The sequence below is a fragment of the Roseburia sp. AF20-18LB genome, assembly GCF_003461185.1.
In the GTDB taxonomy this organism is placed as follows: domain Bacteria; phylum Bacillota; class Clostridia; order Lachnospirales; family Lachnospiraceae; genus Roseburia_C; species Roseburia_C amylophila.
Genome location: NZ_QTWP01000001.1, coordinates 408,979 through 424,945 on the forward strand (window position 1 = coordinate 408,979; position 15,967 = coordinate 424,945).

The following is a 15,967-nucleotide window of genomic DNA, read 5'->3' on the forward strand; positions in this document are numbered from 1 at the left end:
TTAAGCTGTCTGCTTTCCAAATTTATTTATGGATTAAATACAGTTACATTTTCCGGATTCAAATCAAATTCATAATAATTCATATCCTTCCGGAATGTCCAGCCCATATTCTTCCAGAATCCATTGCCCAGCTCATTACTGGTAAATGCCACCAGATTTACTTTGTTGATGCCTTCTTTTTTCAATGCTTCCATTGCCATCATTGCCATTGCTTTTCCAATACCATGTTTCCGGTAATCCTCATGGACGCATACATGATAAAAGCATCCTCTTCTTCCATCCTGTCCGCAAAGAATAGCTCCTACGATTTTTCCATCCATACATGCCACGATACTGGTGTCCGGATTTCTTCGGATAAAACGTTTCACATTTTCTTCCGAATCATCAATGCTCCGGATGCCAAATCCGTGAATACTCATCCAGAGTGCATGGACTTCATTAAAATCGTCTTCTTTCATTGTTCTTAATATATATGTAGCTTCTGCCATATTCTCTCCTGCTTACGGGAACATCGGTACCAGTTCGAGACCTTCCGATTCCTTTAATCCAAATAATAAATTCATATTCTGAACCGCCTGACCGGCTGCTCCTTTTACTAGATTATCCAGCGCACCCATCATAATCACTCTTCCGGTACGCTCATCTACTACAAAGTTCACATCTACATAGTTGCTTCCTTCTACCCATTTGGTTTCCGGGCACACACCATTCTCTAATACCCTGACGAATTTCTCGTTCTTATAATATTTTTCATAAGCTGCACGAATCTCTTCTTTGGTTGGATAGCTTCCGTCTGCTTTCTTTACCAGTGATGCGTACTCTGTTGCTAAGATACCACGGTTCATCGGAACAAGATGTGGTGTAAAGCTGATGGTAATCTCTTTTCCGGCTGCATAACCTAACTGTTCTTCAATTTCCGGTGTGTGTCTGTGGGTTGCCACGCCATATGCCTTCATATTTTCATTTACTTCACAGAACAGATTATTGACCTTTGCTCCACGTCCTGCACCGGAAGTACCGCTCTTTGCATCCACAATCAATGTATTGGCATCAATCAGTCCCTCTTTTACCAACGGATATGCGGTTAAAATAGAACAGGTGGTATAGCATCCCGGGTTGGCTACCAGTCTTGCATTTTTCACCTTTTCACGATTGATTTCGCAAAGTCCGTAAACGGCTTCTTCAATAAACTGTGGACTCTTATGCTCAATTTTATACCATTTTTCATAAGTAGCCACATCTTTAATACGGTAATCTGCGCTCAAATCAATTACCTTTGTCTCGGATAAAATCTTCTCATTCAATACAGAGCCAAGGAAACCCTGCGGTGTTGCTGTAAAGATAACATCCACCTGCTTTGCCAGCTCTTCTATATTATCATCAAGGCAGGTATCCTCTACGATTTCAAACATATTACGGTAAACATCTGCATACTTCTTATCTATATAACTTCTGGAGCCATACCACTTAATCTCTACGGAAGGATGTCCCATAAGAATTCTTACCAGTTCTCCTCCTGCGTATCCGGTTGCTCCGATAATTCCTGCTTTAATCATTTTTACATCTTCTTTCTTCTTAAGATTATGGCACACACGAAATCTGCATGCCATTTACAGTGCATAATTATACATTCGTTTTATACATTATGCAAGTATTATTTTCTGTTTTCACGCTTTTTCAGTTAATTTGTGATTCTATAAGTCTTCTTTTATTAATATATTATCCGTTTTTTATACATAAATATGTACCCTTTGTATATAATTATGCATTTTTATAAGTATATTATGTATATTTTTTCGCTTGCGTATTTAATTTTTTTGTTGTATATTAGTCCTAGTTAAAAAACATCTGAAGAAAGGATACCTATTATTATGAAAGAAAAAGTTGTTTTAGCGTACTCTGGTGGACTTGATACAACCGCTATCATCCCATGGTTAAAAGAAAATTATGATTATGAAGTAATCTGCTGCTGCGTTGACTGCGGACAGGGTGAAGAGCTGGATGGTCTTGATGAAAGAGCAAAATTATCCGGTGCAACCAAATTATATATTGAAGATATTACAGATGAATTCTGTGATGACTATATTGTTCCATGTGTTCAGGCAGATGCCGTATATGAGAACAAATATCTCTTAGGAACTTCTATGGCTCGTCCTGGTATTGCCAAGAAATTAGTTGAAATTGCACGAAAAGAAAATGCTGTTGCTATCTGCCACGGTGCAACCGGTAAGGGAAATGACCAGATTCGTTTCGAGCTTTCTATCAAAGCACTTGCTCCTGATATTAAAATTATTGCTCCTTGGCGTGATGACAAATGGAAAATGGATTCCCGTGAATCCGAAATTGAATACTGCAAAGCACATGGCATTCATCTTCCATTCTCTACTGACCAGAGCTACAGCCGTGACCGTAACTTATGGCACATCAGCCACGAAGGTCTTGAGTTAGAGGATCCTGCAAATGAGCCAAACTATGACCACCTTTTAGTTCTTGGTGTTTCTCCGGAAAAAGCTCCGGATGAGGGCGAATACGTAACCATGACCTTTGAAAAAGGTGTTCCTACTGCTGTTAATGGAAAGAAAATGAAAGTTTCCGATATCATCCGTGAATTAAACCGTTTAGGCGGCAAACATGGAATTGGTATCATCGATATCGTAGAAAACCGTGTTGTTGGTATGAAATCCCGTGGTGTATATGAAACTCCTGGCGGAACTATCCTGATGGAAGCACATCGTCAGTTAGAGGAACTCGTATTAGACCGTGCTACTATGGATGTAAAAAAAGATATGGGCAATCGTATGGCTCAGATTGTTTACGAAGGAAAATGGTTCACACCTTTACGTGAAGCAGTTCAGGCATTCGTTGAGTCTACCCAGGAATATGTAACCGGTGAAGTAAAATTCAAGCTCTACAAAGGAAACATCATCAAAGCCGGAACAACTTCTCCATACTCTCTCTACAGTGAGTCACTGGCAAGCTTTACAACCGGAGACCTTTATGATCACCATGATGCAGATGGATTCATCACACTGTTTGGTCTTCCATTAAAAGTTCGTGCTATGAAAATGCAGGAATTAGAAAAAAATAACCAGAAATAGAATTTTCTAACGCAATATAGAATGTAAAAAAGGCATTACATTCGACAGCCGCCGATATGTAATGTCTTTTTTATTTATCCAGAATCTCTCTTAATACAGCAAGACCCTGTTCCATTTCATCTTCTGTCAGATTACCATATCCAAGCACCAGTGTCGGAACTTTCTTTTCCTTTGGCTTTTGAATCACATATTCACCCAGTCCATGAATTTCAATATGCTGCTCTCTCGCCTGCTCTACCACTTCTTCTTCCTTCCACTTCACATCCAGTTCTACCAATACATGCAGGCCGGCAATATCACCGTAAATGCGGCAGACCCAGTCTTCCTGCTTTAAAAGACGCATAAAAGTATCATGCTTATTCTTATAGTTATTACGCATACGGTTCAGATGCCGTTCAAAATGCCCTTCTTCCATAAAATGGCACAATACTTCCTGACTGTTCCGCGGCACCGTACAGGCATAGAAACCACAGGAACTGTGGTACCGCTCCATCAGGGAATGGGGCAATACCATAAAACTGATTCGAAGAGAAGGTGCAATACTTTTTGAAAAAGTTCCTATATAAATCACATGCTCTCCGGTATCATTTCCCCACAAAGCCGGAATCGGCTTTCCTTTATAACGGAACTCACTATCGTGGTCATCTTCTATGATATAACGTTCTTCTCCTTCAGACGCCCACTGTAAAAGTTCCAGCCTTCTTCGCAGCGGCATGACATTTCCCAACGGGAACTGATGGGATGGCATGACATAAACCATATCCGGATTTTCTTTCCGGATAGCCTCCATACAAATTCCATCTTCATCAATTTCTTCTGCCAGCACCCGATATCCCATATTACAGAAAGTATAATATGCCTGCAAATAAGTATAATTCTCCATTGCCACTTTCTTATCCCGCCCCATAATCTGAGCTAACAATAACAGAAGATACTCATTACCGGCACCAATAAGAATCTGTTTTTCATCGCAGACTACCCCTCTCGCCTGATAGAGATAGCGGCTGATTGCCATTCTAAGATTCAGTTCTCCCTTTGGATTTCCCGAAAGCAATAAATCCGGGTTATCCTCCGGCACTACACTCTTATGCATCCGATACCATATTCCATAGGGAAAATGCTTCCGGTCAATCTCATAAGGAGAAAAACTGATTTCATACTGCTTTTTCTGCCGCTCCATGAGTCTTCCCTCTTCTGGCTTTTCCTGTCCACGGCTCAGCTGATACAGCATGCTGATATCGCATACAAAATAGCCTGCACAGGGTTTTGGTTCAATATAACCCTCTGCTGTAAGCTGTTCATATGCCAGTTCCACGGTACTCCTGCTGATTTGCAGATTTTTGGCCATAAAACGAGTAGACGGTAATTTTTCCCCCGGGGAAATCTTACCGTCTGCTATATCCTTACGAATGTATTCGTAAATCTGCTCATAAAGTGCGCGTGGAGAATCCGGCTGTAAATCAATCCATAATTCCTTCATCCCGTTATCCACCTATCGATTTTTCTTAAGCTCTTTTAAAATAATTTCTTTTAATTCCAAGGATTTATCCTTAATCTTACGATTTGCACTTGCGGAACTCAAAACACGGCTTAAGCATTTTGATGTTACATCATACTGCTTATAATGGAATGCCATATTTGCAAGAAGATAATCCATCGTACTCTGATCCATTCCACAAATCGGGAACATCTCTGTACTTACTGCCTTCATCATGCCATCATAGGCCTCTTTATAGAAAGATTCCTCTTCCTGTCTGCAGGCTGCTGCCTCTTCTTTTTTACCGGCAGTCTCTAATTCCTCTGCTTTGGTGCGAAGCAACCATGCAAGAATCAGACAGTTATATGCTTTTTCACTGGTTCTCGCTTTCTTTACCATCGAATTAAACAGGGATAACTTATGCATTTCAATTGCCTTATCATAATCCCATGTTGCATCGTCAGATGGTGCCTGCGGATGAAAATTCCGGCTAATCTGTTCCTTAATCAATTTAATCTGACCCATGGTAATATGTTCAAAATAACGATTCAGAGAAGTATATCCGCAATTCGGGCAGGATGCCACATCATATTTCAAAGAATCCACATACTGCTGTCTCGGTCTCAAATCTGCATCCGGCTCCAATCGCTTCACCTTACCGGCTTTTACCATTTTCGTCTTAAATTCTTTATCACATACCGGGCAGCGCACGGTCTTATCTAAAAGGAAATCCTCTTCCTTTGGCTGTGCTACGGCTGTTTCTACTTTTTCTTTTGTTTTCTTTTCTGTTGCTTTCTCATCGGCATAAAGGTCTGTACTGTCAGTTGCCTTTATTCCGAATTTTTCCAATCCAGCAAATAAATTCATATCTATTCCTCCGCTCTACTGCTGAGCTGGCAGTTTATAAGAACTCTTTAGTGAAACGATGCGGTTAAATACCAGTGCATCTTCTTTTGAATCTTTCGCGTCTACGCAGAAATATCCCTGTCGTACAAACTGGAAGCTGTCATATCCTTTTGCATCTGCAAGACCTGGCTCTACATAGCACCCTTTTAATACGATAAGAGAATTCGGATTTAAGTTCAGGCTTCCGTCTTCGTTATATACGCCCAACTCTTCGTCCACAATATTTTCGTATAATCTTACCTCTGCTTTCACTGCGGTTGGTGCTGCTACCCAGTGAATGGTTCCTTTTACCTTTCTTCCATCCGGGCTGTTTCCGCCTCTGGATTCCGGGTCATAGGTACAGTGAATCTCTGTCACTTTTCCGTTCTCGTCTTTTACAAAGCTGTTGCATTTCACAAAATATGCATGCATCAGACGCACTTCGTTACCCGGGAACATACGGAAATATTTTCTCGGCGGTTCTTCCATAAAATCTTCTCTGTCAATGTAAAGTTCTCTTGCAAACGGAACCTTACGGCTGCCTAGAGTTTCATTTTCCATATTATTGACCACATCAAAGTATTCTATCTGATCTTCCGGATAATTGTCAATAATAACCTTAATTGGATCTAATACTGCCATCACGCGGGAACGTTTTAATTTCAAATCCTCACGGATACAATATTCTAACATTGCATAATCTACCGAACTGTTTGCCTTGGAAACGCCGCACAGCTCTACGAACATTTTAATAGACTCCGGTGTAAAGCCTCTTCTTCTCAAAGCGGCAATGGATACCAGACGCGGGTCATCCCATCCATCTACAATATGTTCCTCTACCAGCTTCTTAATGTAACGCTTACCGGTTACCACATTGGTAAGATATAATTTTGCAAACTCAATCTGCTTTGGTGGATTCTCATACTCTAACTCACGGACAACCCAGTCATATAAAGGTCTATGGTCTTCGAATTCCAGCGTACAGATAGAATGTGTGATTCCTTCAATGGCATCCTCGATTGGATGTGCAAAATCATACATCGGATAAATGCACCACTTATCTCCTGTATTCTGATGGGTCATATGTGCCACACGGTAAATAACCGGGTCACGCATATTCATATTTGGAGAAGCCATATCAATTCTGGCACGCAATACCTTCTCACCGTCTGCATACCTGCCATCTTTCATTGCTTCAAACAGTTCTAAGTTCTCTTCTACACTTCTACCGGCTGACGGATCTTCTTTTCCCGGCTCCTTTAAGGTTCCGCGGTACTCGCGCATCTCTTCTGCGCTTAAGTCAGAAACATATGCTTTCCCTTTCTTAATCAGTTTTACAGCTGCTTCATACATCTGATCAAAATAATTGGATGCAAAAAACAATCTGTCGCCCCAATCCGCACCCAGCCATTTAATATCCTCTTTGATTGACTCTACGAATTCGCTTCGCTCTTTGGTCGGATTGGTATCGTCAAAACGCATATTAAATAAGCCGTTATATTCCTGTGCAAGTCCATAATTTAAAAGAATAGATTTGGCATGTCCGATATGCAAATAGCCATTTGGCTCCGGTGGAAATCTGGTATGCACCGTTTTGCAATGTCCTTCTGCTAAATCTTTGTCGATAATCTGCTCAATAAAATTCTTGGAGACAGCTTCGTTTTCCATTTTGTCTTCCTCCTGGGTTCGTTTCTTCACTAATATATCTATTATAAAGTCAAACGTCTGCTAAATCAATAACGATTTTTGGAGTTCCGTCAAAATGTTGTCTAGCTGTGCTTAATATGCTGATGGGTAAACAGATGATCCTGACAATATTCGTAATTACCATCGCACTTGGAGCAGAAACGGAATTCCAGGTTTGGATCATCCAGTTCAGTCCTTCCGCAGACTGCACATTTATGCTTTGTCACCATGCCGCCTCTCCTCGGCTCCCGCATCTGAGCCTTAAATACCTGCTTCCGGTGAATTTCCTTCGGGGATACCCTTCTGTAATTTCTGGTAGACAGGAAGAAAATCAGGAAATTTAAAATAGACATAATGATAGCAATTCTTCCGCCCCAGCTGGTTAAAATCAGATTAATCGCAATCAGTACTGCATATACCACTGCCATCCACTTCATTTTTACCGGAATAATAAAGAACAGTAAAATCTGCATTTCCGGATACATGACCGCAAAGGCAAGGAATATGGTCAGATTGATATAATTCGTAGTGAAAGTAAGGCTTGAAATCAATGAAATTGTTTCTAAGCTTCCTGTTCCGGCTGCTGCATATATTCCATATAAAATAAACGCTCCGATTACGGTAAATAACATTCCGCCGAAAATATAAACATTAAAACGGAATGTGCCCCAGCTCCGTTCCAGTGCAGAACCAAGCTGATAATAAAGAAGCGCCATAATCAGCAGTGAGAATACTCTGGTGTCTGTCGGCATCAGAATCCAGGTAATCAGTCTCCACACCTGTCCATGCAGAATGTGATAAGGGCTTAAGGTCAGCATCAACATAAAGTTCGGATTTACCGTATAAATCACAAATCCGATGCAATATGCTGCAATCAGATAAATCATCAGATTCGGGATGGCGTATTTTCCAATTTTGCGCTCCATTTTATTCAAAAAATTCATATTACACCTCATATTTCATAAATTAGTTTATTGCAATCTGTCTACTATTATAGAAGTATCCCCAAAGATTTGTCAACGACACTAGGACTTCTTCATAAAAATTTCAGATTCACCACTATTTCTAAACAATCCATAAATTCTTTTATTAGGAATTGTTTTTTGAAAAATACTGTCGTATAATGGACTTTGTTTTGGAATTTATGAAACACATTATTAATATGAAGTAACAGACTAATACAGGGTGATTATTATGGAAAACAAAAATCTTAACAAACTGGGAATAGACATCGGTTCCACAACCGTTAAAATTGCTGTTCTTGGAAAAAATAACGAGCTGCTGTTTGCAGACTATGAAAGACATTTTGCCAATATCCGTGAAACCTTAACGGATTTATTAAAAAAGGCATTTGATAGGCTTGGGAATTTAAAGCTGGCACCGATGATTACCGGTTCCGGCGGACTTACCCTTGCCAAACATCTTGGCATTCCGTTTGTGCAGGAGGTTATTTCCGTATCTACTGCCTTACAGGACTATGCGCCACAGACTGACGTTGCCATTGAGCTTGGTGGTGAGGATGCCAAAATTATTTATTTTGAAGGTGGTAATGTGGAGCAGCGTATGAATGGTATCTGTGCCGGTGGTACCGGTTCCTTTATTGACCAGATGGCATCTTTGATCCAGACAGATGCATCCGGTCTGAATGAGTATGCCAAAAATTATGATGCCATCTATCCGATTGCTGCACGATGCGGTGTATTTGCAAAAACCGATATCCAGCCATTGATTAATGAAGGTGCTACCAGAGAGGACTTATCTGCTTCTATTTTCCAGGCAGTCGTAAACCAGACCATCAGTGGTCTTGCCTGTGGAAAACCAATCCGTGGTCACGTTGCTTTCTTAGGTGGACCACTACACTTCCTTTCTGAATTAAAGGAAGCTTTCATCCGTACCTTAAAACTGGATGATGAACACATTATTGCACCGGAAAATTCCCATCTGTTTGCAGCCATTGGTTCTGCATTAAATTATAAAGAAGATGTCACTTACGATTTATCCGATATTTTAGACAAATTGTCTTCTGATATTAAAATGGAATTTGAAGTAGCCCGTATGGAGCCTCTTTTTGCAACCCAGGCTGACTATGACGCCTTTACTGCCCGTCATAACGGACACAATGTAAAGACAGCGGACCTTTCTACTTACAAAGGAAACTGCTATCTTGGAATTGATGCCGGTTCCACCACAACCAAAATTGCACTGGCAGGAGAAGACGGTTCTCTTCTCTATTCTTTCTATAGCAGCAACAACGGAAGTCCTCTGGCTACTGCAATCAAATCCATCAAGGAAATCTATTCCTTATTACCGGCGGATGCACATATTGTACACTCCTGCTCCACCGGTTATGGAGAGGCTTTATTAAAAGCTGCCCTTATGTTGGATGATGGTGAGGTAGAAACCGTTGCCCACTACTATGCAGCGGCATTCTTTGACCCGGATGTAGACTGTATCTTAGACATCGGTGGTCAGGATATGAAATGCATCAAGATTAAGAACCAGACCGTTGACAGTGTTCAGTTAAATGAAGCCTGCTCTTCCGGATGCGGTTCCTTTATCGAGACTTTTGCAAAATCATTAAATTACAGTGTGCAGGATTTTGCCAAAGAAGCTTTATTTGCTGAAAACCCAATTGACCTTGGAACCCGTTGTACCGTATTTATGAATTCCAAGGTAAAACAGGCTCAGAAGGAAGGTGCAAGTGTTGCTGATATTTCCGCCGGTCTTGCTTATTCCGTTATCAAGAATGCTCTTTTCAAGGTTATCAAGCTTTCCGATGCAAAGGATTTAGGTGAGCATATCGTAGTTCAGGGTGGAACCTTCTACAATGATGCGGTACTCCGGAGCTTTGAAAAAATTTCCGGCTGTGAAGCAGTAAGACCTGATATTGCAGGAATCATGGGTGCTTTTGGTGCTGCTTTAATTGCAAGGGAGCGTCATGAGGAAGGTTACCAGACTTCCATGCTTTCCATTGATGAAATCAATGCACTGACCTTTGATACCAAGCTGACCCGCTGTCAGGGATGTACCAACCACTGTCTTTTAACCATCAACCGTTTCTCCGGCAACCGTTCCTACATTACCGGTAACCGTTGTGAACGTGGACTTGGCAAAGAAAAGAATAAAGAAAATATTCCAAACCTTTTTGAATATAAGAATGAACGGCTTTTTGCTTATCCTCCACTGAAGAAAGAAGAAGCCGCCCGCGGAACCGTAGGACTTCCGAGAGTATTAAATATGTATGAGAATTACCCATTCTGGGCAACCTTCTTTGCAGCTTTAAAATTTGAAGTAGTGCTCTCTCCACAGTCAACCAGAAAGATTTACGAGCTGGGTATTGATTCCATTCCAAGCGAGTCCGAATGTTATCCGGCCAAGCTTGCCCACGGTCATGTATCCTGGCTGATTCAGCATCAGGTAGATTTCATTTTCTACCCATGTATTCCTTATGAAAGAAATGAATTCCCGGATTCTAACAATCACTACAACTGCCCGATTGTTACATCCTATGCCGAAAATATCAAGAATAATGTAGATGAAATTACTTCAGGTCAGGTTCGTTTCTTAAATCCGTTTATGGCATTTACCAACCTTGACGTTCTGACCGAGCAGTTAGTACATACCTTTACCGAAGAGTTCTCCATTCCGGCAGAAGAAATCAAAGCTGCCGCGAAAACTGCATGGCAGGAGCTTTCCAATGCCAGAGAGGATATCAAGCACAAAGGAGAAGAAACTTTAGCATATTTAAAAGAGACTGGAAAACGTGGTATTGTACTTGCCGGCCGTCCATATCATGTAGATCCGGAAATCAACCATGGTATTCCGGAACTGATTAATTCCTATGGTCTAGCTGTACTTACAGAGGATTCCGTAGCACATCTCCATGAAGTAGAGCGTCCGCTTATTGTTATGGACCAGTGGATGTACCACTCCAGACTGTATGCTGCAGCAAACTTTGTAAAGACACAGGATAATCTTGATTTAATCCAGTTGAATTCCTTCGGTTGTGGATTAGATGCCGTTACAACAGACTGCGTCAATGACATTCTAAGCAAATCAGGCAAGATTTATACCTGCCTGAAAATCGATGAGGTAAATAACTTAGGTGCCGCAAGAATCCGTATCCGTTCTCTTCTTGCTGCTATCCGTGTCAAAGAAAAACGTCAGGAAAAACGTACCATCGTTCCCGCTAACTTTAACCGTGTAGTATTTACCGAAGAGATGCGTGACAGTTACACAATTCTCTGTCCGCAGATGTCACCGATTCATTTCGAACTCTTAGAGCCTGCTTTCCAGGCTGCCGGATATCATCTGGTTGTACTTGACAATGATAACCGTGACTCTGTAGATGTAGGATTAAAATATGTAAATAATGATGCCTGCTACCCTTCCCTTATGGTTGTCGGTCAGATTATGAGTGCTGTTATGTCCGGAAAATATGACATGACAAAGACTGCAATTTTAATCTCACAGACCGGTGGTGGATGTCGTGCCAGCAACTATATCGGATTTATCCGCCGTGCCTTGGAAAAAGCCGGTTATAAAGACGTTCCGGTTATTTCCATCAACTTAAGCGGCTTAGAGAAAAACCCTGGCTTTAAGTTCACACCACAGCTTATCCAGCATGGTCTTTATGCCTTAGAGTTTGGCGATATTTTCATGCGCTGTCTCTACCGCACCAGACCTTATGAGGAAGTACCTGGTTCTGCCAATGCACTTCATGAGAAATGGAAAGAACGCGTCATTGCATTTATTTCCAGGAAGGGCTTTGTCTCCCACCGGAAATACAAAAAGATGTGCCGTGAAATCATCCGTGACTTTGACCGCCTTCCGATGAAGGACATTAAGAAACCTAAAGTTGGTGTCGTTGGTGAGATTCTGGTTAAATTCCTTCCAGCCGCAAATAATTATCTGGTAGACTTACTAGAGGCAGAAGGTGCTGAGGCTGTTGTTCCTGACCTTACCGACTTCCTGCTCTACTGCTTCTATAACCAGAACTTTAAAGCAGAACACCTTGGCATGAGCAGGAAATCCGCAAGAGTCTCAAACCTCGGTATCAAATTCTTCGAATGGCTCCGTTCCGCTGCCCGTGACGAATTTGAAAAGAGTGAACACTTTGATCCGCCTGCCCACATTGAAACACTGGCAAAATATGCTTCTGAGATTGTATCCCAGGGTAACCAGACCGGTGAAGGCTGGTTCTTAACCGGCGAAATGTTAGAGCTGATTCATACCGGGACCAATAATATCGTATGTACACAGCCATTTGCCTGTCTGCCAAACCATGTGGTTGGTAAAGGTGTTATCAAGAAACTGCGTCACCAGTACCCTCTTTCTAACATTGTGGCTATCGACTATGACCCGGGTGCCAGTGAAGTAAACCAGTTGAACCGTATCAAACTGATGCTCTCTACTGCCAACAAGAACCTTGCAAAGGATTGATTCTTTTATGCAAACAATGACGATTATTGTACCCTGCTATAACGAAGAAGAAGCACTTCCGTATTTTTACGAAGAGATCTCAAAAATCAGACAACAGCTTACAGAGATTTCTCTTAAGCTGCTGTTTATCAATGATGGCTCAACGGACAATACCCTTGCCATCCTAAAAAAGCTTGCTTCTTCCGATAACAGTGTATATTATATTTCCTTTTCCCGTAATTTTGGAAAAGAAGCGGCTATTTATGCCGGTCTGAAAAATTCAACCAGTGATTATACTGCCATTATGGATGCAGATTTACAGGATCCGCCTTCCCTGCTTCCTTCGATGCTTCACGCCATCCGGGAAGAAGGCTATGATTCGGTTGCCACACGACGGGTAAACCGCAAAGGAGAACCGCCTGTCCGCTCTTTCTTTGCCCGGATGTTCTATAAGCTTATCCGCAAAATGTCCGATACAGATATCGTAGATGGTGCCAGAGATTTCCGGTTGATGAACCGTCCTTTTGTGGATGCGTTGTTAGAATTAAATGAATACAACCGCTTTTCCAAGGGGTTATTTGGCTGGGTCGGTTTCCGTACCAAATGGATTGAATTTGAAAATACAGAGCGGATTGCCGGAGAAACCAAATGGTCTTTCTTCCAGCTGGTCCGCTACTCCTTAGACGGAATGATATCCTTCTCTACAGCTCCGTTGAAGCTTGCATCCTTTACCGGAATGTTTATGTGTATCATTTCCTTCCTTGCCATTATCTTTATTATTGTAAGGCAGCTTTTATTCGGTGGCTCCGCTTTCGGCTGGCCGTCCATGGCATGTATCGTTATCTTTATCGGAGGTATCCAGCTTCTGTGCATCGGAATCTTAGGTTCCTACCTTTCCCGCACTTATATGGAGGTCAAAAAACGGCCTATTTATATCTGCAAGGAAAGCAATTTAAGCCTGGATAAAGCTGTTAAATCTGAATGAAAAAAATGATTAAACAGAAAGTTTATAAACTTTTAAGAAATCTGCAGCGTCCCATAAATACTGGTGTTGCGGATTTTTGTTAGCACTCTTTTTTAAAGAGTGCTAATTTTCTATTGACTTTTAAATTTGCAAAGTATAATATTTCTATTAGGATTTGTAGTCTGACACTACAAAATAGAACAAGAAATTATATAGAGAAAGAAAAGGAGTGTTTTAAATGAGTAATAAACATGGAAATTTATCAATTAGCAGCGATAACATTTTTCCGATTATAAAGAAATGGATGTATTCCGATCATGATATTTTCTATCGTGAACTGATTTCCAATGGCTGTGATGCCATTACCAAATTAAAGAAGCTGGAAATGATGGGCGAATATACCCTTCCAGCCGATTATAAGCCTGAAATCCACGTTATTGTCAACCCGGACGACAAAACCCTTACCTTCATCGATAACGGTCTCGGAATGACCGCTGATGAGGTAGAAGAATATATCAACCAGATTGCCTTCTCCGGTGCTACTGATTTTCTGGAGAAATACAAAGATAAAGCCAACGAAGACCAGATTATCGGTCATTTCGGACTGGGCTTCTATTCCGCTTTCATGGTTGCAGATGAGGTTCACATTGATACCCTTTCTTATAAAGATGGTGCTACTGCTGTTCACTGGGAATGCGATGGCGGCACAGAATTTGATATGAAAGACAGTGACCGTACCGAAGTCGGCACCAAAATTACTCTTTTCTTAAACGAAGATGCTTTGGAATTTGCCAACGAATATCGTGCAAGAGAAGTCATTGAGAAGTACTGCTCTTTCATGCCGGTACCAATCTATCTGACCAAAGCAAATGCTGAGCCACAGTATGAGACCATCAAACCTGAAGATAAATTAGATACCGATACTGTCATTGAAACAATCGTTGAAGAAGCAAAAACTGAAGAAAAAGAAAATGAAAATGGCGAAAAAGAAGTCGTAGAAGTATCTCCAAGAACCGAAAAGCTTAAGATTTTAAAACGTCCGGTTCCATTGAATGATACGAACCCACTGTGGACTAAGACTCCGAGCGAATGTACCGATGAAGAATACAAAGCTTTCTACCGTAAAGTATTTATGGATTATAAAGAGCCTTTATTCTGGATTCACCTGAATATGGACTATCCATTTAACTTAAAAGGTATTCTGTACTTCCCGAAGATTAATACGGAATACGATTCCATCGAAGGAACTATTAAATTATATAATAATCAGGTATTTATCGCAGATAATATTAAGGAAGTGATTCCGGAATTCTTAATGCTCTTAAAGGGCGTGATTGACTGTCCTGACCTTCCGCTTAATGTTTCCCGTAGTGCTCTGCAGAACGATGGCTTTGTAAAGAAGATTTCCGATTACATCAGCAAAAAAGTTGCAGATAAATTAATCGGTATGTGCAAGACCGAAAAAGAAAGCTACGAAAAATACTGGGATGACATCAGCCCATTTATCAAATTCGGCTGCTTAAAAGATACCAAGTTCTGTGACAAGATGAATGATTACATTCTCTTTAAGAACTTAGACGATAAGTACCTTACTCTTCCGGAGCTTCTGAAAGAAGACGAAAAAGCAGAAGAAAATACGGAAGGAAATACCGAAGATACAAAGGCTGAAGATACCGCTTCAGACAATGCGTCTGATGCTGATAATACCGCTGATACTGCTTCTGACTCAGAAGAAAAGGATGAAAGAAAACCGATTTACTATGTTACCGATCCGGTTCAGCAGGGACAGTATATCAAGATGTTCAAGGAACAGGGCATGGATGCAGTTATCTTAAATCACAATATCGATACCTCCTTCATCAGCCAGTTAGAGCAGCGTAATGAGAAATTCAAATTCATGCGAATCGATGCAGACCTTACCGATTCCCTGAAAGAAGAAAATGCTGAAGAGACTAAAGAGACTGAAGAAACACTGTCCAAAGTATTCAAGGATACTTTAAAGAATGATAAGCTTACGATTAAAGCTGCCAAACTGAAAAATCCCGACATTGCTTCTGTTATTACTCTCTCCGAGGAAGGCAGACGTATGCAGGATATGATGAAAATGTATGCCATGAATGGCATGGGCGGTATGGATACTTCCATGTTTGCGGCAGACCAGACACTGACCTTAAATACCAGTCATCCTCTGGTCCAGTACATCTTAAATCACAAAGATTCCGAGCATGTACCAATGTTCTGTCAGCAGCTTTACGATTTAGCTGTTTTAAGCAACCAGCCATTATCCGTAGATGCTATGACAAAATTCATCCAGCGTAGCAACGATATCATGATGCTGCTGGCAAAATAAAAGTTCAAGAAGAACTACCCAAAAGGGAATCTGATTTTCATCAGATTCCCTTTTAAAGTTGCCGCCGGCAGATTCTGTAGATTTTT

Annotated in this window: 10 protein-coding genes; 4 read left to right on the forward strand and 6 right to left on the reverse strand. The window is 41.0% G+C overall.

Annotation, left to right across the window (positions count from 1 at the left end; all coding sequences use genetic code 11):
* Positions 1–26 precede the first annotated feature (26 nt).
* Entirely contained in the window at positions 27–488 is a 462-nt protein-coding gene (locus DWX65_RS02015; RefSeq protein ID WP_117696967.1) for a GNAT family N-acetyltransferase, read from the reverse strand.
* Between the two features lie 12 nt (positions 489–500).
* A complete protein-coding gene (gene argC, locus DWX65_RS02020; protein ID WP_118172904.1) occupies positions 501–1,556 on the reverse strand; it encodes an N-acetyl-gamma-glutamyl-phosphate reductase in 1,056 nt (351 codons plus the stop codon).
* A 315-nt stretch (positions 1,557–1,871) separates the two neighbouring features.
* On the opposite strand from argC, the gene DWX65_RS02025 reads away from it, so the two are divergent.
* A complete protein-coding gene (locus DWX65_RS02025) occupies positions 1,872–3,098 on the forward strand; it encodes an argininosuccinate synthase (RefSeq protein WP_022243105.1) in 1,227 nt (408 codons plus the stop codon).
* A 70-nt stretch (positions 3,099–3,168) separates the two neighbouring features.
* Here DWX65_RS02025 and pdxR read toward each other — a convergent pair whose 3' ends face one another.
* The 4 genes from pdxR to DWX65_RS02045 form a co-directional block, all read right to left on the reverse strand.
* Positions 3,169–4,578: a MocR-like pyridoxine biosynthesis transcription factor PdxR gene (gene pdxR, locus DWX65_RS02030; RefSeq protein WP_118172676.1), complete on the reverse strand. Its 1,410-nt coding sequence runs from the start codon at positions 4,576–4,578 to the stop codon at positions 3,169–3,171.
* Between the two features lie 12 nt (positions 4,579–4,590).
* A complete protein-coding gene (locus tag DWX65_RS02035) occupies positions 4,591–5,442 on the reverse strand; it encodes a DUF2225 domain-containing protein (RefSeq protein WP_118172677.1) in 852 nt (283 codons plus the stop codon).
* Between the two features lie 15 nt (positions 5,443–5,457).
* Complete coding sequence (locus DWX65_RS02040) at positions 5,458–7,128, reverse strand: glutamine--tRNA ligase/YqeY domain fusion protein (protein WP_118172678.1); 1,671 nt, start codon at positions 7,126–7,128, stop codon at positions 5,458–5,460.
* A 101-nt stretch (positions 7,129–7,229) separates the two neighbouring features.
* Positions 7,230–8,090 carry a hypothetical protein gene (locus DWX65_RS02045; RefSeq protein WP_117840928.1) on the reverse strand — a complete coding sequence of 287 codons (861 nt, stop codon included), beginning with the start codon at positions 8,088–8,090 and terminating at the stop codon, positions 7,230–7,232.
* 250 nt (positions 8,091–8,340) lie between these two features.
* Here DWX65_RS02045 and DWX65_RS02050 point away from each other — a divergent pair, with 250 nt between their 5' ends.
* From DWX65_RS02050 to htpG, 3 genes are all read left to right on the forward strand, one after another.
* Positions 8,341–12,588, forward strand: a complete 4,248-nt coding sequence (locus DWX65_RS02050; protein ID WP_118172679.1) for a 2-hydroxyacyl-CoA dehydratase — start codon at positions 8,341–8,343, stop codon at positions 12,586–12,588.
* Positions 12,589–12,595: 7 nt separating this feature from the next.
* A complete protein-coding gene (locus DWX65_RS02055) occupies positions 12,596–13,552 on the forward strand; it encodes a glycosyltransferase family 2 protein (RefSeq protein ID WP_118172680.1) in 957 nt (318 codons plus the stop codon).
* 217 nt (positions 13,553–13,769) lie between these two features.
* Complete coding sequence (htpG, locus tag DWX65_RS02060) at positions 13,770–15,881, forward strand: molecular chaperone HtpG (protein WP_118172681.1); 2,112 nt, start codon at positions 13,770–13,772, stop codon at positions 15,879–15,881.
* Positions 15,882–15,967: the final 86 nt, after the last annotated feature.

Bases quoted from the DNA above. Each gene is read 5' to 3' on its own strand.
- DWX65_RS02015 (WP_117696967.1), bottom strand. From the start codon at position 488: ATGGCAGAAGCTACATATATATTAAGAACAATGAAAGAAGACGATTTT.
- argC (WP_118172904.1), bottom strand. From the start codon at position 1,556: ATGATTAAAGCAGGAATTATCGGAGCAACCGGATACGCAGGAGGAGAA.
- DWX65_RS02025 (WP_022243105.1), top strand. From the start codon at position 1,872: ATGAAAGAAAAAGTTGTTTTAGCGTACTCTGGTGGACTTGATACAACC.
- pdxR (WP_118172676.1), bottom strand. From the start codon at position 4,578: ATGAAGGAATTATGGATTGATTTACAGCCGGATTCTCCACGCGCACTT.
- DWX65_RS02035 (WP_118172677.1), bottom strand. From the start codon at position 5,442: ATGAATTTATTTGCTGGATTGGAAAAATTCGGAATAAAGGCAACTGAC.
- DWX65_RS02040 (WP_118172678.1), bottom strand. From the start codon at position 7,128: ATGGAAAACGAAGCTGTCTCCAAGAATTTTATTGAGCAGATTATCGAC.
- DWX65_RS02045 (WP_117840928.1), bottom strand. From the start codon at position 8,090: ATGAATTTTTTGAATAAAATGGAGCGCAAAATTGGAAAATACGCCATC.
- DWX65_RS02050 (WP_118172679.1), top strand. From the start codon at position 8,341: ATGGAAAACAAAAATCTTAACAAACTGGGAATAGACATCGGTTCCACA.
- DWX65_RS02055 (WP_118172680.1), top strand. From the start codon at position 12,596: ATGCAAACAATGACGATTATTGTACCCTGCTATAACGAAGAAGAAGCA.
- htpG (WP_118172681.1), top strand. From the start codon at position 13,770: ATGAGTAATAAACATGGAAATTTATCAATTAGCAGCGATAACATTTTT.